Below are 19009 nucleotides of genomic sequence, written 5' to 3'. Positions count from 1 at the left end.
TGCCTGCGGGGTCTTTGGCCGAGACCGGTATCATTCAGCCCGGTGACGTTTCGCTTCCTGCCAGGCGGCTTCCATCTCTTCCAGGGTGAGATCGTCCAGCGCCCGTTGTTGCCGGTCGGCTTCGCGCTCGATTGCGGCAAAGCGGCTGCGGAATTTGCGATTGGTTCGCTTCAACGCTTCTTCCGGGTCGATGTCGAGATGGCGCGCGAGATTGGCGACGGCGAAGATCAGGTCGCCGAGCTCATCCTCCATCCGGTCGGTTCTGCTTTCGCTCTCGGCTGACGCGACTTCCTCGGCCAGTTCGTCGATTTCCTCGCGGATCTTGTCGAGTACCGGACCGGCCGCGCCCCAGTCGAAGCCGACGCGCGCGGCCCGTTTTTGCAGCTTTTCCGCCTCCGTCAGCGCGGGAAAAACGGGCGGAACCGTGTCGAGATAGCCGGGCGCCTCGGCGTTGAGTCCAAGGTCGGCGCGCTGTTTGGCGCGGTCCGCTTTTTCCCGATCCTTGATCCGCTCCCAGGCACCCTTGGCCATTCCGGCGGAGCGTGCGGTCTCGTCGCCAAAGACATGCGGATGGCGGCGGATCATCTTGGCGGTGATCTCTTCCACGACGTCGCCGAAGTCGAACTGGCCGTGCTCGCTTGCCATCTGCGTGTGATAGACGACCTGAAGCAGAAGATCGCCCAGTTCCTCTCGCAGGTCCACCGGATCGCCCCGGTTGATCGCGTCCGCCACCTCGTAGGCTTCCTCGATGGTGTAAGGCGCGATGGTCGCGAAGGTCTGTTCCAGATCCCAGGGGCAGCCGGTCTCCGGTGTGCGCAGGGCGGCCATGATCTCGATCAGACGTTTGATGTCGCGGGCAGGGGTCACAAAATACCTTCAGATCGTTGCGAGCGTGTTCCCGACGTAGCATTCGCACAGCCGCGTGCAAAGCAGGTTGGCGGACGAACAAGTTTCTTCACGAGGCGATCTGGCGCGCCGGGCGCGCTCATGCGAAACAGGAAAAATGAGCGAAGGACCACAGGACGGGCTCGACGTCGGGCGCGGATACATCATTCCGGCCAGGGAGCTCTCGGAGAGTTTCATCCGGGCCTCGGGACCGGGCGGACAGAACGTCAACAAGGTCGCGAGCGCGGTGCAGTTGCGTTTTCACCTTGGCGACAACACCAACCTGCCGGAGGACGTGAAGCGCCGGCTTGCGCGGCTGGCCGGCAGTCGGCTGACGCTCTCCGGCGACATTCTCATCCAGTCGGACCGGTTCCGCAGCCAGGACCGCAACCGTGAGGATGCGATGGAGCGACTTGCCGAACTTGTGCGCAAGGCGTTCGAGCGGCCCAAGCCGCGCAAGGCGACCCGGCCGACCAAGGGCTCGAAAGAGCGACGGCTGAAGGCAAAGAAGCAACGCGGCGCCATGAAGAAACTCAGATCCGGTCCCATCGATTGAGGCGACGGTCGACGAGCGACCATCACGGGGAGGTGCGGGCATGTACATCGGGATCGACATCGGCACGTCCGGCGTCAAGACGGTGCTCACCGACGAAGATGGCGCTCTCATCGCCCATGAGAGCGAAGCCCTGAGCCTGTCGCGCCCGCAGCCGGGATGGTCGGAACAGGATCCCCGCGCGTGGTGGGAGGCTGTCTGCCGCACGCTCGACCGTCTGTCGACCAACGCATCCGCGGCAATGGCCCGGGTCACCGGGATCGGCCTGTCCGGGCAAATGCATGGCGCAACCTTGCTCGACGTGCGGGACAGGGTCCTGCGGCCCGCGATCCTGTGGAACGATGGACGCTCGGATCGCGAATGCGCGGCGATCGATGCGCGCGCGGATTTTCGCGGCATTGCCGGCAATCTCGTCATGCCGGGTTTCACCGCGCCCAAACTGGAATGGGTGCGCCGGCACGAGCCGGAGATTTTTTCGCAAATCGCCAGGGTTCTGCTCCCCAAGGACTATGTCCGCCTCCTGCTGACCGGCGGTGCCGTCTCCGACATGTCGGACGCATCGGGCACGCTGTGGCTCGATGTCGGCAAGCGCGCCTGGTCGGAGGCGTTGCTGGACGCCTGTGGCCTGTCGCCGGCGCAAATGCCGGAATTGGTCGAGGGCAGCGATCCATCGGGGGCGGTGCTTGAAGAGCTCTGCGCGCGCTGGGGCTTCGCCGCTCCTCCGGTGGTGGCCGGCGGGGCCGGCGACAATGCCGCCAGCGCCTGCGCGCTCGGTGTCATGCGGGAAGGTGAGGCCTTCCTGTCGCTTGGCACGTCGGGCGTTCTTTTTGCCGCGACCGACGGATTCCGTCCCTTTGTCGAAGACGCCGTTCATGCCTTTTGCCATGCCTGTCCGCAGACCTGGCACCAGATGGGCGTCACGCTCTCGGCCAGCGACAGTCTGGAATGGCTGGCCACGATTACCGGCGCCGACGTCGCTGTTCTGGTCGCGGAAGCCGAGGTCTTGCGGGTGGAAAGGTCCGGTCCTTCACCGGTTCTGTTTCTGCCGCATCTGTCGGGCGAGCGCACCCCGCACAACGATCCGTCGGCGCGCGGCGCCTTTGTCGGGCTTGAACGCGGTGTCGGCCGGGCGGATCTCGCGTTGGCGGTGATGGAGGGGGTTGCCTTTGCGCTGCGCGATTGCCGGGATGCGCTGAACCGTGCGGGCACGCAGATACGCCGGCTGACAGCCGTCGGTGGGGGCGCGCGATCCGCTCTCTGGCTATCCATCCTCGCGGATGTTCTGGAATGCGAGATCGCGCGCCCGGTGCACGAGGACTTCGGCGCCGCCGTCGGCGCGGCGCGGCTTGGCGGGGCGGCAGCCAGCGGCGGATACGCGGCGCAGTTCTTTCCCGCGCCCGAGATCGCCAAGGCGGTCAAGCCAAACGCGGAGAGGGGGCAGGCCTATGCGCCTGTTCGCGCGCGTTACCGGGCGCTTTATCCGATGCTGGCGGCCTTGCCTGACTGAGCGCAGTCCGCCTGGTGTCGACAAAAAAAACCGCCGGGCAAGCGCGGCCCGGCGGTCCTTTAATCGCAGTTCGGGCCCTTTGAAGAAGGCTAGCGGCCGTTGACGCCGTGGCGGGCAGCCTGCGAGGCGCCGGGCTCACCGACGCGGAAAGCGCCGAAACGGGCGCGCCTGGAATCGTCGCCGGCGAAACCGAGGTCGGACAGCGTGCGCGGATCTGCGTCCGCGACATGAAGGGGGTGGACGCGGGAGGCAACGCCAAAAGCATTGCCGAGGACTTTGGTCAGATAGGACATTGCGCTCTCCTGAGTGCCTGGTTTTTCGGGCCACGCACCAGCCCTCGGCCGGTTGCGATACGCTGGATATGTGCGTATTCGACCTGTCAATCAAACCAAAAGATCTTATATGATAGGTCAATCTGGTTGATGTGTAAGATCTGGAGGCCAATTGTGGATATCGGGCCGGGAAAAGGCACCGCGCTGATCGAAACCGACCTTTACCGGACGTTTCTGGTGATTTCCGAAACGGGAAGTTTTTCAAGAGCTTCTGAAGTTGTCGGACGCACGCCGTCAGCGGTGTCGATGCAGATCAAGAAACTGGAAACCATACTTGGCGTTTCCCTGTTCGCGCGCGAGGGGCGCAGCGTTCGCCTGACCGCGGAAGGCGAGGCCCTGCTCGGATACGCAAGACGGATCCTGATGTTGAATGCCGAGGCGGTGGCGCTTTTTCGCGCGCCAGCGATCGAGGGGGAGGTGCGCTTCGGCGCTCCCTCCGATTTCGGAACGCGGTTCCTGCCCAATATCCTCACGCGCTTTGCACGAACGCACCCCGGCGTGAACGTCGATGTCCACCTCGACGGCAGCCCGCAGTTGCTTCACAAGCTCAAGGAGCGCCAGCTCGACCTGATCCTTTACACCGTGCGCACCGACAGCGACCTCGTGCGCGGAGGAGAGATCGTCCATACGGAGCCGCTCGCCTGGGCGGGCCTGGAGGGCGGCGTCGCCTACAGTCGCGATCCGCTGCCGCTTGCGCTCTCGGTCTCCGGCTGTCCATGGCGCAAGGCGGCGCGCATCGCGCTCGACAAGACCGAGCACCCTTATCGCATTGCCTACCAAAGCTTCCACAATGCCGGACAGGAAGCCGCATTGCTGGCCGATCTCGCCGTTGCGCCCTTTCCGGCCAGTGTCATCGCGCCGCCGCTGCAACGTCTCGACGAGCGCCACGGACTGCCCGAGATCGGCGACTATAACCTGATCCTCAAGGAAGGCGCCAAGGCGGGAAAGGCGACGGACGCCTTCGCACGCCATGTCGTGGAATGTTTCCGGGAAATTTCGAATAGCTAAAAATGCCACTATATCAATGTATTAAAAAGTTTTTTTCATCAATTTTCGCAGCGGCCATCCCCGGTATTTGTTCCAAGCCGGACCGACTGGTTTTCGTGTGCGTTCGCCGGCGCTGCAAGTACGGTGGCAGAATGGTCGAAAATTTTCTGGTAGATTAAGTCTTTTTATATCAATTGACTAAGCGGTATTTTTAATCTGATCTCTCAGGAGATACGGGAGCTGTCGGCGCTATCGGCGGGTCGTTTCGCCGGTCGCCGCATCAGGGGGTTTGCTGCACCGCACAGCAATGACGCCGGTCCTTGTGGTGACGGGCCGCGAACGGCGATTCGACGCGCCAGGGCGCGGTCAGGCGCCTCGATCGGAAGATTGTTGCAAACAAACACAATCGGCCCCGACTTTTTCCAGTGCGGCCTACTTCCCGCGAGCGCGAGTGGCGGGATGGGCAAATACTGTTGAATGCCGTCCATGCGGAGCGCGGCGACCCGTCTCAACGCGCCGGCGCCATTCTCGCGACGCGGCGGTTTCTTGCGCAAATCCGGGCCCTTTGCTTCGGTTTGACGAAGATTCAGGCTCATTGCCGGGCCGGGGGGCATTTGGCGTGGCGACCGTCAAGGCATCGGGCACTGGTGGCTCTTGAGATGTTTTTGGCGATGTACGACGTATTCCCCATGAATGGATGGAATATCTTGTTCGAGAGAATGCTTTCTTTTCGATCTTATATTAAATCATGAAAGAATAATCGGATTCAGATGTGCCTTTTAGCGTATTTTTGAGGCTGTTTTTCGCGCGGGACTGTCAAGGGTGGCCGGCTCTTTTCTGGCGCGATGCGGGGGAGATGGCAAAGTTCCGGATTGGGCTTTGCATATGCATCCGTTTTCATTGTTTACTTACAGGGATATTGCGAGGTGCGTGGTTCGACCGACCGCCTCGCGCCCGGTCCGCGCAGAACCCCCGGTTTCCGCGCGACCCTGTTAGAAAACGGATCTCCCGTTCGGGTGAAATCCGTGTGACGTCGAAACATGAGGAAAGACAGGGCCAATGTCGAACAAAGACACGTCGAACACACTCCATCCGAAAGTGGCGGACGCCCGTTGCCAGATGGAATCTGGAAAGCTCAATCGCCGTGAGTTCGTCCGGTTTGCCGCGCTTCTGGGCGTCGGTGCCGGGGCTGCCTACGCCATGGCGGGACTGCCGAACCCGGCGGTTGCCCAGGATGCGGCGAACCTGCCGTTTCCCGCGGACGATCCCGATGCCAAGGCGGGCGGGATTTTGAAAGTGGCGATGCAGGTGCAAAAGATCGACGATCCGGCGACCTTCTCCTGGACCCAGGCGTCCAACCAGGCGCGGCACATGCTCGAGCATCTGGCGATGACGGGACCGGACAACGTCACCCGTCCGATGCTCGCGGAGCGCTGGGAGGCATCCGACGATCTCAAGACCTGGACCTTCTACCTGCGCAAGGGCGTGAAGTGGCACAATGGCGACGACTTCACGACCGAGGACGTGAAGTTCAATTTCGAACGCTGGACGGATCCGGACCTCGGCTCTTCCAATGTCGGCCTGTCATCGATCTCGGCGATGGTCGAGGAAGTCGACGGCAAGAAGAGGCTGATCGACGGCGCCATCGAGGTGGTGGACGATCACACGATCCGTTTCCATCTCGCCAAGCCGGTCCTGTCCTTCCCCGAGGATATGTACAACTATCCGACCGCCATTGTTCATCGCGGCTTCAGGGCACCGCTCGACGATTCCCCGAACGGCACGGGCGCCTACCGGATTGCGGAGAATGTGGTCGGTGACCGATGCATCCTCAAGCGCGTGACCGAGGCCGACGGCCAGCCCTTCGAGTACTGGGGCGGCAAGGTCTATCTCGACGAGATCCATTATTACAACTTCGATGCCGACAACCAGCTCACCGCCTTCGCCGGACAGAGTGTGGACGCGATCTACGACTTTGGCGTCGAGCAGATGGAGCTGGCCAAGGCGATCGACGGGCAGATCATCTCCGCCCGCACCGCACAGAGCCTGTGCTGCCGCATGCGGGTGGACGCGGAGCCCTTCACCGACGTGCGCGTGCGAAAGGCGATTGCCATGGCGGTCGACAATTCGCTCATCAAGCCGCTGGTCTATCCGGAAGGCGGCGACGTCGGAGAGAACTATCACGTCGCGCCGGTTCATCCCGACTACCAGGCTCTGCCGCCGATCAGCCGTGACGTGGAGGGCGCCAAGGCGCTGCTTGCGGAGGCCGGGTATCCGGACGGTCTGGAGGTCACGATCGACGTCGGCAACACGGACGGCCCCTGGCACCAGACAGTGGCCGAGGCCATGCGCGACCAGCTCAAGGACGCCGGTATCACGCTCAACATCAACGTGATCCCGGCCTCCAAGTACTGGGAAATCTGGACCCAGACGCCGTTCGGCGCCACGGCCTGGACGCACCGCCCCCTCGGGACGATGGTGATGTCGCTCGGCTACCGCACCGGCGTGCCATGGAACGAGAGCGGCTTCTCGTCGGCCGAGTTCGATGCCGCGCTTGACGAGGCCGAGGCAACGCTCGACGTCGAGGCACGCAAGCCTTTGCTCGCCAAGGCGTCGAAGATCCTGCAGGATTCCGGTGTCGTGGTGCTGCCGATCTGGCGCCCGATCTACTGCATGGCGTCAAACTCTGTGCATGGCTATCCGGCACACCCGACACAGTACCATCAGTTCAACAAGGTCTGGATGGGCTGAGACGGCCGACGGGGCGGCGATCCGTCATGACTTCCCGTGGCCGGCCGCAAGAAGCCGGCTGCGGGGCTTTAGGTCCGGACGCCCGCTCGGGCGGCCGGTACGAGGGGCATGCCTCGCAGGCGCGGCGAGGCGGCGACACGGTGGGCACCGATGTTGAAACTGATCCTGCGCCGCCTTGCTCAGATGGTTCTGATCATGGCGGTCTCGTCGCTATTGCTGTTCGCGATCTTCGACACTCCGGAGTTCAAGAAACGGCTGGCAGTCCAGGAACTCGGAGGATTTGCCGTCTCGGCCCTGACCGAGGACAGCTACCAGAGCTGGCTGGCAAAACGCGGCCTCGACGTTCCTTTTCACGAGCGCTACGTCAACTGGGTGGGCAACATCCTGACCGGCGACTTCGGCTTCTCCTTCGAGAAGAACAGGCCGGTTGGCCCGCTCCTGGCCGACCGGCTGGTCAATACGGGTATCCTGGCCTTCTTCGTCTTTGCGTTGATGATACCGCTTTCGCTCGTGCTCGGCGTTCTCGCCGGCATGAAGGAGGGATCCGTGCAGGACCGGACGATTTCCTTCGTTTCGGTTTTCACGACCAGCATTCCCGAGATCGCCAGCGCCATCCTGCTCACCGTGATCTTTGCCCTCGGACTTGGCTGGCTTCCGGTGAAATCGGCGATGATCGGGGGCTTTTCCTTCCGCGAGCTGGTCTTGCCCGTTCTTACACTGGTGATCTACGACTTTGGCTACGTGGCGCGCATGACACGCGCTTCCATGGCCGAGGTAATGACCTCCCAGTACATCCGTACCGCGATCCTCAAGGGGATTCCCTACCGGCGCGTGGTGATGAAACACGCGCTGCGCAACGCGCTGATCGCCCCCTTCACGCTGATCGTGCTGCAGCTCAACTGGCTGCTGTCGGGCGTCGTGGTGGTGGAGGTGTTCTTCGAGTACGACGGATTCGGCAAGCTGTTGCTGGAGGCCGCGCTGTTCCCGGACGTGGAAGTGGTGCAGGCGTGCACGCTTGTGGCCGTGGCCGTAGCGGTCGTCTCGCAGATCATTTCCGACATTGGCTACACATTCCTCAACCCGCGCATTCGCTTCGCATGAGGACCGGAGACAAAACGTCATGGCTGTGACTGAACTCGATGCCGGCCCGTCCTTTCTCGATCGCCTGTCGCGGCCGAAGCCGCTGATCGTGCTGGCGGTCCTGATGTGGATCCCGCTGACCGTCTACGTCATGTTCGGCGACCGGCTGGACGGTTACGCCGACACGGTCCTGTTGCCGGCGATCCCCGCGACCCTGGTGCTCTATATACTCGGCGTGCGTGCCTTTCGCGAAAGCTGGGTGGCGGTGCTCGGACTGAGCCTCGTCTTCTTCTGGTTGCTGATGGCGGTGACCGCGCCTTATCTGCCGCTCATGGACCCCAACAAGCCGATCGCGCCTTTCACCACACCGTTTTCGGAAAAGCGCGACGTGTTTTTCTGGCTCGGAACGGACTTCAAGGGCCGCGACATGCTTTCGCGCGTCATCTGGGGGTGCCAGCGGGTGATCGTGTGGGGGGTAAGCGCAACCATGGTTGCCTATGTCGTCGGCGCGCTGTTCGGCCTGGTCTCGGGCTACCTCTCGGGCTGGTGGGACGAGATCATCTCCTTCTTCGCCAATGTGCTTTTGTCGTTCCCGGTGATGGTGCTTTTCATCGTGATCCTGAACTATCTGGGGCCGTCGGGATTCAACATCGTGGTCGCGGTCACTTTCGCCTCCGCGCCGGCAATCATGCGCATCGTCCGGGGGCTGGCGCTCGACATCAAGACACGCGATTACGTGTTTGCGGCACAGACGCGCGGTGAACACCCGCTCTACATCATGATTGTGGAGCTGCTGCCCAACGTGCGCGGGCCCATTATCGTCGACGCCTGCCTGCGGCTTGGCTACACCACCGTCGCGATCACCACGCTGACCTTCCTGGGACTGGGACTGCAGCCGCCGGATCCCGACTGGGGGCTGATGATCCGCGAAAGCGCCAAGACGGCGATGCTTTGGAAGTTCTCCTACATGCTGCTCGTGCCGGCACTTGCCGTGTCGAGCCTCATTCTCGGCTTCAACCTGATGGCTGACGGTCTCAGGGAAATGAGCCTGCGTGACTGAGGAAGGATCCGTCATGAGCGACCAGATCCCGGTTCTGGAGTGCCGGAACCTGAGCATCTCCTATTACACGCGGGCCGGAGAGATCCCGGCCGTGGTCGACTTCAACCTCAAGCTGATGCCCGGCGAGGCGCACGGAATCGTCGGGGAATCGGGCTGTGGCAAGTCGACCGTCGCGCTCGCGATCATGCAGTACATGGGCACGAACGGCGCCATCGTCGATGGCGAGATCCTGTTCGAGGGGCGTGACATGCGCACCATGAGCGCGGAGGAGCTGCGCCATATCCGTGGCTCCAAGATCGCAATGGTCTACCAGGAGCCGATGGCCTCGCTCAATCCGTCGATGCTGATCGGCGAACAGCTCGCGGAAGTGCCGGTCTATCACGAGGGCATTTCACAGGACGCGGCGATGGCGCGGGCAGCGGAGACTCTGGCGAAGGTGCGGCTTCCCGATCCCAGGCGCATTCTGAAGTCCTATCCGCACCAGATTTCCGGCGGACAGCAGCAGCGCGTGGTGATCGCCATGGCACTGCTGTCCAATCCGCGCCTGCTGCTTCTCGACGAACCGACGACCGCGCTCGATGTCACCGTCGAGGCCGGCATTGTCGAACTGATCAACGAGATCTCGGAAGAGTTCGGCACTTCCATGATCTACATCTCGCACAATCTCGGGCTTATTCTGGAGACCTGCGACCGGCTGACGGTGATGTATTCGGGCGAGGCCGTCGAGGTCGGAGACATTCGCGATGTCTTCGACGAAATGCGCCACCCCTATACGCGCGGGCTGTTCGGATCGATCCCGCTGCCCGGCGCCGACAAGAACGCGCAGCCGCTCGTTGCCATCCCGGGTCAGCTACCCCTGCCGCACGAACGGCCTCAGGGCTGCAACTTCGGTCCGCGCTGTTCGTTCTTTCGCGGCGGGACATGCGATGTCGGCAAGCTGAAGATGCATGCCGTCCCGGGCGACGATGGCCACAAGGTGCGCTGCGAACGTTTTCAGGCAATCGACTGGGAGCGGGATCTTCCCAAGGGGGAGGCAAAGGAGCCCGTTCCGGCCGGGGACATCGTGCTGTCGGTCGAGGAGATGACCAAGCACTATGTCATCGACGACGGCGGCATGGCTTTTCTGAGCGGCCCGCCACGGACCGTGAAGGCAAACGAGAAGCTGACCTTCACCGCGCGCGAGGCGGAGACCGTCGCCATCGTCGGGGAATCGGGCTGTGGCAAGTCGACGTTCGCCAAGGTGCTGATGGGACTTGAGGACGCGACGGCCGGCAAGGTCATGCTCGGAAACGTCGAGCTTGGCGACCTTCCCGTGGACAAGCGCGACCGCGAGACGGTCTCCCGGCTCCAGATGGTGTTCCAGAATCCCTTCGATACGCTCAACCCCTCGCACACGATCGGCAGCCAGATCGGCCGGGTCATCCGCAAGTTCGGTGTGGCAAAGGACGATGACGAGGTTGAGGAAATCGTCTACCGGCTGCTCGATACGGTGAAGCTGCCGCGCGATTTCGCCAAACGCAAGCCGCGCCAGCTCTCCGGCGGGCAGAAGCAGCGCGTCGGCATCGCCCGGGCCTTTGCCGGAAACCCGAAGGTGGTGATCGCCGACGAACCGGTGTCGGCGCTCGATGTTTCCGTGCAGGCCGCGGTCACCGAACTGCTGATGGACATCCAGCGTGAAAACCGCACGACAATGCTGTTCATCAGTCACGACCTGTCGGTGGTGCGTTATCTGGCGGACCGGATCGTCGTGATGTATCTCGGTCAGATCATGGAGCAGGGGACGACGGACGAGATTTTCGCGCCGCCCTATCACCCCTATACCGAAGCCTTGCTCGCGGCGGTTCCAATCGCAGACACGCGGATCGAGAAGCGCAGCATCGTGCTCAAGGGCGAAATCCCGTCCCCGGCCAATCCGCCGAAGGGGTGCCCGTTTTCCACCCGTTGCGCCTATATGATGTCCGGCGTGTGCGACACCCAGGCACCGCCACTCAGGACATTCCAATCCGGTCACCAGATTCTGTGTCATCTCGAGCCGGCAGAGCTGGAAGCGATGGAGCCGGTGATCAAGCCCAAAGCCGCCGAGGCGGCCGAGTAGCAGAGAGCAGACAAAGATGACGACGATCGGCAGCATGGACGAACTCGAGGCGCTTTACGGCCCCACGGTCGAGGCGGCCACGGTCAAGGAGATCGACCATGTCAGCGATGCCTATGCGCGACTGATCGCTGCGTCTCCCTTCGTTGCGCTTGCGACCTCGGGACCGGAAGGGCTCGATTGTTCGCCACGCGGGGACGCGGGAGCGGTCGTGCGCATCGAGACGCCCCGGCGTCTGGCGCTGCCCGACCGGCGTGGCAACAACCGCATCGATTCGCTGCGCAACATCCTGCGCGATCCACGGGTGGCGTTGCTGTTCCTGATTCCGGGAAGCGGAACCACCTTGCGCGTCAACGGCCAGGCAAGCATCAGCGTCGACAAGGAGCTGCTCGCCTCCTTTGCAGTCGACGGGAAGGCGCCGAGATCCGTCATTCTGGTCGATGTGGAGCGGGTCTATTTCCAGTGCGCGCGCGCCATCGTGCGCTCAAGGCTTTGGGAGGCGGAAACACGCCGCGATCCGGCCGACTTGCCGACGCCCGGCGAGATCCTCTCGGAGCTGAGCGAAACCCGCGTCGGCGGTGCCTCCTATGACGCGGCGTGGCCGGAACGGGCCCGCAAGACGCTGTGGTGACGGAATATCAGGTTTCCGGCTGGCAGATCTCGTCGCGCCGGATGGCGGCCATGGTCTTGATCACGAGCATGGCGATCACCCCGAGCAGAACGACGTAGGACACCAGCATGACCCCTTGCTGGAAGCCGTTTCCCGTTTTTTCCGCGAACAGCGCTGAGGCGATGGTGAAGGCGGCCACCGGGAACGAATAGGCCCACCAGGACATGGTGAAGGGCAGGCGCAGCAGTTTTTGGACCTGCGTCAGGGTGATCAGGACGAACATCAGGCCGCAGTAATAGAGCAGCCGCGCGACGGCATCGATTTCGCCACCGTTGATCTGGTACCAGGCGACGAAGCCGGCCGAGGGGGGCGCGATCATGATCACCAGCGTGGGAAGCAGGCGCTCGGGCAGCGGGTTATGGAAGATAAGCCGGTTAAAGACCAAGGTGAGGAAGACGAGCCAGAACAGCATTCCGACCGAGAAAAAGAACCAGGACACCTCAAGATAGCCAAGTTGTACGCCGGCAACGGGCACCAGCACATTGCCGACGGCTGGAATGAACCAGGCCGGCGTGAGGTGCGCCTGTTCGAATGTCCTGTGGCTTATCCATGCGGAGACCACGCCGAGCGTGATGCAAAGATGAACGGCCGCCGCCGGAATCCAGATCGCGCGGGCAAGCGGCTCGCTTACCGGCAACATCCCGGCCGCAATCAGGAGCGCGCCGATGGTGATCGCGGGAAAGAAGGCGATGCGCACCGGATGGTTCCATTCCGCCCGCAGGTCCGCACGGTGTCGCAGCCCCTTGAGCACGAAAAGGACTGAGATTGCGCAAAAGACCAGCGCCGTTGCCCCGATCAGGCCGGTGCTGGCAAAAGATCCCGCGCCCAGAAAAAGCTCGACGCGGCGGGTAGCGAGCGCCAGGCCGGCCAGTCCCATCACGACGGCGAAGAAGGTGACGGGGAAATGGGCAAGCCTTGAGGTCGCGGCGGAGTGATCGGCGGTTGGGGCGGACATGGGGTCTCGGTCTGGCATCGGGCGGGGGCTGAACGCAGAGCATTGCGTGAATGCGAACATAGACAGGCTTTCAGCCCGCCGTTCAAGTCCGACAGGCGATGGCTTTTGACAAATGCCCGAGCCAAGGCCGCCGGTCGCTTGACGCGAAGGGCGTGGCGAAGGATGACTTGCCGCAAGACTTTTTGTTCCGCTCGAGGGTTTCCATGTCATCACCTTTTCGTCTCGCCATCGTCCTTGCCGCCGATCCCGGTACACGCATGGCCTCAAAGTGGCCGCTGGCACTCCACGAGGTGGGCAACCTGTCGCTCGTGGGGCATGTGCTTGCAAGTGTCGCGGGCGCGGGGATCGAGCGGACGGCGGTGATTGTCGGTCCCGACATGGAGGAGCTTGCGGCGGAAGTGACCCGGTGGGCACCAAATGCCAGCTGTCATGTGCAAACGGAAGAACAGGGTGGCGCGCAGGCGCTTGCCGACGCCCTGGCCGCCCATGGCGAGGTGCCCGATCAGGTGATCGTCCTGTCCGCCGACCGGCCGTTCATCACGGACGAAACCCTGGTGCGGCTGTCGTCGCGCCTTGGCGAGGGGGCCGATGTGGTGATGCTCGGGTCGCGGGAGGGGCAGCCGGAAAACGTTCGTCCCAGCGGGATCATGGCCCTCGCCGGGGACCGGTTTGCGGAAACCCTGTCCCGGATCGATGCCGAGCCCGGCACGGGGGCGGGCGGTCTTTCGGATGTGACACGCGCCGTTCAGGCGCTTGGGCTGGCAGTGGTCAGCGAGATCGGCGCCGACGCGGAAGTGCGGCGCGTCGGGACGCGGGCCGACCTTGCGGCGGTGGAAGCGCATTTCCAGGCCACGATGCGCGCCGAAGCGATGGCGGCCGGCGCAACACTGATCGCGCCCGATACCGTGTTCTTTTCCCATGACACGACACTCGGGCAGGATGCGGTGATCGAACCGAATGTGGTGTTCGGTCCCGGGGTTGCGGTTGCCGATGGCGCGCGTATCCGCGCCTTTTCCCACCTGGAGAAGGCGATCGTCGGCCAGGACGCGACGGTTGGCCCCTATGCCCGGTTGCGGCCCGGTGCGAAGATCGGAGACGCCGCCCACATCGGCAATTTCGTCGAGATCAAGAACGCAACGGTCGAGGCCGGCGCGAAGGTCAACCATCTCAGCTACATCGGCGATGCGCGCGTCGGCGAAAAAGCCAACATCGGCGCCGGCACGATCACCTGCAATTACGACGGCTTTCTCAAACATCACACTGACATCGGGGCGGGCGCCTTCGTCGGATCGAATTCCACGCTGGTTGCGCCGCTTTCAATCGGCGACGGTGCCTATCTGGCGGCCGGCGGGGTGATCACGGCCGAGGTGCCGGATGACGGACTGGCGATCGCGCGCGCGCGGCAGGTTTTGAAGGAAGGACGCGGCGCGCAACTGCGCGCCCGGTTCGCGCGCGCCAAGGCGGAAAAAGCCGGAAAATGACGGTGGCCTGCCGCGTCCGTTTCCAGGCACACTCCTCAGGAGGAGCAGGATGACACAGCCAGTATCCGGTGGCTGCGCCTGCGGCGCAGTGACATTCGAAATCACGGGATCGTTCGAGGCGTTCTTCCTGTGTCACTGCGCGAGATGCCGCAAGGACACCGGGTCTGCCCATGCGGCGAACCTGTTTTCCTCCTCCGCCACAATCGAATGGCGGACGGGGCAGGAGCGGGTGAAGACCTACAGGGTCCCAGATTCCCGGCATGAAAAGAGTTTTTGCCGGGATTGCGGCTCGGCGCTGCCGGGTCTTCAGATGGACGGCACGCTTCTGGTCGTGCCCGCCGGGAGCCTCGACAGCGACATCGGCATGCGTCCGACCGCGCATATCTGCTGCGCGAGCCGTGCGGATTGGGACGACAATCTGGAAACCGTGCCGCGGATCGACGGGCTGCCCGGGTGATCAGCGCCCGCGCGCCAGCCCATGCGCCACCAGCCGGTCAATGACCTGCGCATAGTCGATGCCGCTGGCGGACATGACCTTGGAATACATGCTTATGTCGGTGAAGCCCGGAATGGTGTTGAGCTCGTTGACCAGGATCTCCATCGTGTCTGTGACGAAGAAGTCGGCGCGCGCCATGCCATCGCACCCAAGCGCGCGAAACGCCGTTTCCGCCATCTCGCGCATCCGGCTTTCCACCTCTGCCGGCAGTGTCGCAGGAATGCTCAGCGCGGCGCCATCGGCATCGATGTATTTGGCATCGTAACTGTAGAAGCCATGCTGCTCCGCCGGCGCGATTTCGCCCGGACGCGAGACCACCAGGCTTCCATCCGGGTTTTCGAGAATGGCGAATTCGATCTCACGGCCCTGGACGAACGCCTCGACGATTAGCTTGCGGTCGTGTTTGAACCCTTCGGCGAGTGCCGCCCGATAGTCCTGCGCATTCTCGACCTTGCTCACTCCGACGGAGGAACCCTGTCGTGCCGGCTTGACGAATACGGGCAGGCCCAGCCGGCTTTCGACCTCCGAAAAGGGGGGCGGGGTGGTGACGTGGGCCGTGACGGAGCGGGCGGTGGGAAGCCCCGCCTCGTTGAACAGGCGCTTGGCGACGTCCTTGTCGAGAGCGGCTGCGGATCCAAGAACGCCGCAACCCACGAGCGGAACGCGCGCCACCTCGCACAGACCCTGAACCGTTCCGTCCTCGCCATGAAGGCCGTGCAGCACCGGAAAGAGGATATCGATCCCGGGCAACTCATGCGCGGCGGCTTGATCGGGAACCGCCAGGATCCGCCCGCGCCCGCCCGGCACGAGACAGATTTCGGTCCCGCGCGAGGGAGTGTCCAGCGATCCGTCCTCATAGCTGCTCAACAGCCATTGACCCGCTCGGGTCACATGGATCGGAACGGCATCGTATTTCCCCGGATCGAGCGCCTGCAGGACATTCCTTGCGGACATCACCGACACGTCATGTTCGGCGGAACGTCCGCCAAAGAGCACCGCAATGCGCAGCCTGCCTGTGGGGGATGTCACGAAAACCTCCAGGGGGTCGGGTCGAGACAGCGGTGCCGGAGCGAAACGGGCGTTGGCGAGGTGCAGCTCATATCTTGTAGAAATCCCGGTACCAGTCGACGAAGGCCTTTACGCCGTCCTCGACCGCGGTCTTCGGGCGGAACCCGGTGGCCGCGCTCAGGTCGTCGACATCGGCCCAGGTCGCCAGCACGTCTCCTGGCTGGAGCGGCATGAAGTTGCGTATGGCTTTCTTGCCGCAGGCCTTTTCGACGGCCTCGACATAGCGCATCAGCTCCACCGGCTCGGAATTGCCGATGTTGTAGATGCGGTAGGGGGCGGAACTCGATGCGGGATCGGGCGTCTTGCCGTCCCAGTCGGGATCGGGGGCAGCCGGGCGATCCGCGATCCGCACGATGCCCTCGACGATGTCGTCCACATAGGTGAAGTCGCGCACCATCTGGCCGTTGTTGTAGATGTCGAGCGGTTCGCCGTTCAGGATCGCGCGGGTGAACTTGAACAGCGCCATGTCGGGTCGCGCCCATGGCCCGTAGACGGTGAAGAAGCGCAGGCCCGTCAACGGCACCTTGAACAGATGCGCGTAGCTGTGCGCCATCGCCTCATTGGCTTTCTTCGTGGCGGCATAAAGCGAGATCGGATGATCGCCGCCGCGATGGGGCGAGAGCGGCATATCCTCGTCGAGACCGTAGACAGAAGAGGTCGAGGCATAGACGACATGATCGACGGCGAAATGCCGGGCGCATTCCAGGATCGTCAGGAAGCCGGTGACATTGGCATCAATATAGGCCTGGGGCGCGTCGAGCGAATAGCGCACGCCGGGTTGTGCCGCCAGGTGGATGATGCGTTCCGGGGCATGTTCGCGCATCAACGCAAAGACCGCCTCGCGGTCTTCCAGCGAAATCCGCGCCTCGGTGAAGTGGTTGTTGGTCTTGAGGTTCTTGACGCGGGCTTCCTTCAGCTCCGGGTCGTAATAGGGGCTGACGCAATCAAGGCCGATCACATGCCAGCCGTCGCGAAGCAGGCGCTGGCTGACGTGATAGCCGATAAAACCGGCCGAACCGGTCACGAGGATCTTGCGCATGATGTTCCGTGAGGCTCAGACCTTGAGAAGGTCATTCAGGACTGGGCGGATCTGGCCGGCGAGCTCTTCGTCCTCCAGGGCATAGGCGATGTTTGCGGCAAGGAAACCCGACTTCGAACCGCAGTCGTAGGTCTGCCCCTCGAACCGCAGGCCGGTGAAGGTCTGCTCCCCCATGAGCGCCAGCATCGCGTCCGTCAGCTGGATCTCGCCGCCGGCGCCCGTGCCCTGTTTCTCCAGCAGCTCGAAGATGCGCGGCTGCAGGATGTAGCGGCCGTTGATGAAGAGGTTCGACGGCGCTGTGCCGGGCTTCGGCTTTTCCACCATGCCGGTGATCTGCACGGTGCGCGCCGTCTGGTCGCCCTTGACCTCGACAATGCCGTAGTTGTGGGTCTGGTCCTGCGGCACGGCCTCGACCGAAATCACATTGCCGCCGGTGTTCTCGTAGACCTCCACCATCTGGCTGAGGCAGCCGGGGTCCGATTTCATCAGCATGTCGGGCAGGAGAATGGCGAAGGGCTCGTTGCCGATCAGGTCGCGGGCGCACCAGATGGCGTGACCGAGCCCGAGCGGCTCCTGCTGACGGGTGAAGCTGGTGCCGCCGGCGGCGGGGCGGATCGCCTCCAGCAGGTCGAGCGCGTCCTGCTTACCGCGTTCGCGCAGCGTGTCCTCAAGCTCGTAGGCAATGTCGAAGTGATCCTCGATCACATGCTTGTTGCGCCCTGTGACGAAGACGATGTGCTCGATCCCCGCCTTGCGGGCCTCGTCGACCACATACTGAATGATCGGCCGGTCGACGATGGTCAGCATTTCCTTCGGCAACGCCTTTGTGGCCGGCAGGAACCGGGTGCCCAGACCTGCGACGGGCAGGACGGCCTTGCGAATTGTCTTCTTCTGCATGAACGGGGTTTCCGGTATTTGCATTCAGGAACGGGCACCTGCGCGAAAACCGCGCGGGTCTTTCTGTCTATCGCGAATGCAATCGTGAACCAAGCTGCTCTTGCATTGTTCCCGTTTGGCCGAGCGCGGGCAGGGGCGCATGTCTTGCGCGCGCCGGCCGCTCGCAGTACTCACGGGCGGGGCGAACCATGACGAGCCGCAAGAAGGATAGACCACCCGCCATGACCATGACCTGCAACAGCGCCGTCCGCGTCGGCGACGTCACCTTTTCCCAGACGGCACCCCTTTCGCTGATCGCCGGTCCCTGCCAGATGGAAAGCCGCGCACATGTGCTGGAATGCGCCGCGGCGGTGAAGGAAATCGCCGACACGCTCGGCATCGGCGTTGTCTTCAAGGCCTCCTTCGACAAGGCCAACCGCACCTCGATCGCCGCATCGCGCGGCGTCGGCCTCAAGGACGCGCTTCCGGTCTTCGCGGAGATCCGCGAAACCTATCGTATGCCGGTGCTGACCGACATTCATTCCGTCGATCAATGCGCGCCCGTGGCCGAGGCGGTGGATGTGCTGCAGATCCCGGCCTTCCTGTGCCGGCAAACCGATCTCTTGATCGCCGCAGCCGCGACCGGGCGCGTGGTCAACGTCAAGAAGGGGCAGTTCCTGGCGCCCTGGGACATGAAGAACGTGCTCGCCAAGATCGTCGATAGCGGCAATCCCAACGTGTTGCTGACCGAACGCGGAGCCTCCTTCGGCTACAACACGCTGGTCACCGACATGCGCGGGCTTCCGATCATGGCAGCCACCGGCGCGCCGGTGATCTTCGACGCGACCCACTCGGTGCAGCAGCCGGGCGGGCAGGGCGGCTCCTCCGGCGGTCAGCGCGAGATGGTGCCCGTGCTGGCGCGGGCGGCGGTTGCCGTCGGCCTGGCAGGCCTCTTCGTCGAGACCCATCCGGACCCGGACAATACGATCTCGTCCGACGGGCCGAACATGATCCCGCTCAATGCCTTGCAGGGACTTCTTGAAGATCTGATGGAATTCGACAAGGTCGCCAAGGCGCGCCCTGTCACCCTTTGAGCGGCGCTCCAGAGCGCGCGCCGCCCCGCCACGCCCTTCCCCTTTTGTCCGTCCTCGGCTAGAAGCGCGGGCAAGATCTTTCA

General features: G+C 63.4%; 18 protein-coding genes. 11 read left to right on the top strand and 7 right to left on the bottom strand.

Translation table 11 applies throughout. The features are described 5' to 3' along the window. Positions 1–30 precede the first annotated feature (30 nt). Entirely contained in the window at positions 31–867 is an 837-nt protein-coding gene (gene mazG, locus G572_RS0101960; protein WP_029057052.1) for a nucleoside triphosphate pyrophosphohydrolase, read from the bottom strand. 136 nt (positions 868–1003) lie between these two features. Here mazG and arfB point away from each other — a divergent pair, with 136 nt between their 5' ends. Both arfB and xylB read left to right on the top strand, forming a co-directional pair. Beyond that, positions 1004–1441: an alternative ribosome rescue aminoacyl-tRNA hydrolase ArfB gene (gene arfB / locus G572_RS0101955; protein WP_029057051.1), complete on the top strand. Its 438-nt coding sequence runs from the start codon at positions 1004–1006 to the stop codon at positions 1439–1441. Between the two features lie 40 nt (positions 1442–1481). Beyond that, positions 1482–2945, top strand: coding sequence for a xylulokinase (gene xylB / locus G572_RS0101950; RefSeq protein ID WP_029057050.1), 1464 nt, complete (start codon positions 1482–1484; stop codon positions 2943–2945). An 89-nt stretch (positions 2946–3034) separates the two neighbouring features. Here the strand turns inward: xylB and G572_RS0101945 are convergent, their stop codons facing one another. Beyond that, positions 3035–3238: a hypothetical protein gene (locus tag G572_RS0101945; protein ID WP_029057049.1), complete on the bottom strand. Its 204-nt coding sequence runs from the start codon at positions 3236–3238 to the stop codon at positions 3035–3037. Between the two features lie 153 nt (positions 3239–3391). Here G572_RS0101945 and G572_RS0101940 point away from each other — a divergent pair, with 153 nt between their 5' ends. Then, positions 3392–4285: a LysR family transcriptional regulator gene (locus G572_RS0101940; RefSeq protein WP_029057048.1), complete on the top strand. Its 894-nt coding sequence runs from the start codon at positions 3392–3394 to the stop codon at positions 4283–4285. Positions 4286–4488: 203 nt separating this feature from the next. Here G572_RS0101940 and G572_RS26170 read toward each other — a convergent pair whose 3' ends face one another. Then, positions 4489–4860 (bottom strand): hypothetical protein, encoded by a 372-nt coding sequence (locus G572_RS26170; protein ID WP_156884456.1) that lies wholly within the window; start codon positions 4858–4860, stop codon positions 4489–4491. Between the two features lie 463 nt (positions 4861–5323). Between G572_RS26170 and G572_RS0101935 the strand changes: the two genes are divergently transcribed. The 5 genes from G572_RS0101935 (at position 5324) to G572_RS0101915 (ending at position 11878) form a co-directional block, all read left to right on the top strand. Continuing rightward, positions 5324–7015 carry an ABC transporter substrate-binding protein gene (locus G572_RS0101935; protein WP_029057047.1) on the top strand — a complete coding sequence of 564 codons (1692 nt, stop codon included), beginning with the start codon at positions 5324–5326 and terminating at the stop codon, positions 7013–7015. A gap of 150 nt (positions 7016–7165) precedes the next feature. Then, a complete protein-coding gene (locus G572_RS0101930; protein ID WP_029057046.1) occupies positions 7166–8116 on the top strand; it encodes an ABC transporter permease in 951 nt (316 codons plus the stop codon). Positions 8117–8135: 19 nt separating this feature from the next. Beyond that, positions 8136–9155, top strand: coding sequence for an ABC transporter permease (locus G572_RS0101925; RefSeq protein ID WP_208979000.1), 1020 nt, complete (start codon positions 8136–8138; stop codon positions 9153–9155). 13 nt (positions 9156–9168) lie between these two features. Further along, positions 9169–11250, top strand: a complete 2082-nt coding sequence (locus G572_RS0101920; RefSeq protein WP_029057044.1) for a dipeptide ABC transporter ATP-binding protein — start codon at positions 9169–9171, stop codon at positions 11248–11250. A gap of 16 nt (positions 11251–11266) precedes the next feature. Next, positions 11267–11878, top strand: a complete 612-nt coding sequence (locus G572_RS0101915; RefSeq protein ID WP_029057043.1) for a pyridoxamine 5'-phosphate oxidase family protein — start codon at positions 11267–11269, stop codon at positions 11876–11878. Between the two features lie 7 nt (positions 11879–11885). Here G572_RS0101915 and G572_RS0101910 read toward each other — a convergent pair whose 3' ends face one another. After that, a complete protein-coding gene (locus G572_RS0101910) occupies positions 11886–12872 on the bottom strand; it encodes an SLAC1 anion channel family protein (protein ID WP_029057042.1) in 987 nt (328 codons plus the stop codon). A 203-nt stretch (positions 12873–13075) separates the two neighbouring features. Here G572_RS0101910 and G572_RS0101905 point away from each other — a divergent pair, with 203 nt between their 5' ends. Together G572_RS0101905 and G572_RS0101900 are read left to right on the top strand one after the other, a co-directional pair. After that, positions 13076–14353 (top strand): NTP transferase domain-containing protein, encoded by a 1278-nt coding sequence (locus tag G572_RS0101905; protein WP_029057041.1) that lies wholly within the window; start codon positions 13076–13078, stop codon positions 14351–14353. A 49-nt stretch (positions 14354–14402) separates the two neighbouring features. After that, complete coding sequence (locus G572_RS0101900; RefSeq protein ID WP_029057040.1) at positions 14403–14810, top strand: GFA family protein; 408 nt, start codon at positions 14403–14405, stop codon at positions 14808–14810. Here G572_RS0101900 and G572_RS0101895 read toward each other — a convergent pair whose 3' ends face one another. The 3 genes from G572_RS0101895 to galU form a co-directional block, all read right to left on the bottom strand. After that, on the bottom strand, positions 14811–15878 hold the full coding sequence (locus tag G572_RS0101895; RefSeq protein WP_037545082.1) for a D-alanine--D-alanine ligase family protein: 1068 nt from the start codon (positions 15876–15878) through the stop codon (positions 14811–14813). A gap of 67 nt (positions 15879–15945) precedes the next feature. Beyond that, complete coding sequence (locus G572_RS0101890) at positions 15946–16956, bottom strand: NAD-dependent epimerase (RefSeq protein WP_029057038.1); 1011 nt, start codon at positions 16954–16956, stop codon at positions 15946–15948. A 15-nt stretch (positions 16957–16971) separates the two neighbouring features. Next, positions 16972–17853: a UTP--glucose-1-phosphate uridylyltransferase GalU gene (galU, locus tag G572_RS0101885; RefSeq protein WP_029057037.1), complete on the bottom strand. Its 882-nt coding sequence runs from the start codon at positions 17851–17853 to the stop codon at positions 16972–16974. A gap of 221 nt (positions 17854–18074) precedes the next feature. On the opposite strand from galU, the gene kdsA reads away from it, so the two are divergent. Further along, entirely contained in the window at positions 18075–18926 is an 852-nt protein-coding gene (gene kdsA, locus G572_RS0101880) for a 3-deoxy-8-phosphooctulonate synthase (RefSeq protein ID WP_208978999.1), read from the top strand. The last annotated feature ends 83 nt before the right edge of the window (positions 18927–19009 follow it).

Source organism: Stappia stellulata DSM 5886, from assembly GCF_000423705.1.
In the GTDB taxonomy this organism is placed as follows: domain Bacteria; phylum Pseudomonadota; class Alphaproteobacteria; order Rhizobiales; family Stappiaceae; genus Stappia; species Stappia stellulata.
This window is presented reverse-complemented; position numbering and strand designations above follow the sequence as displayed.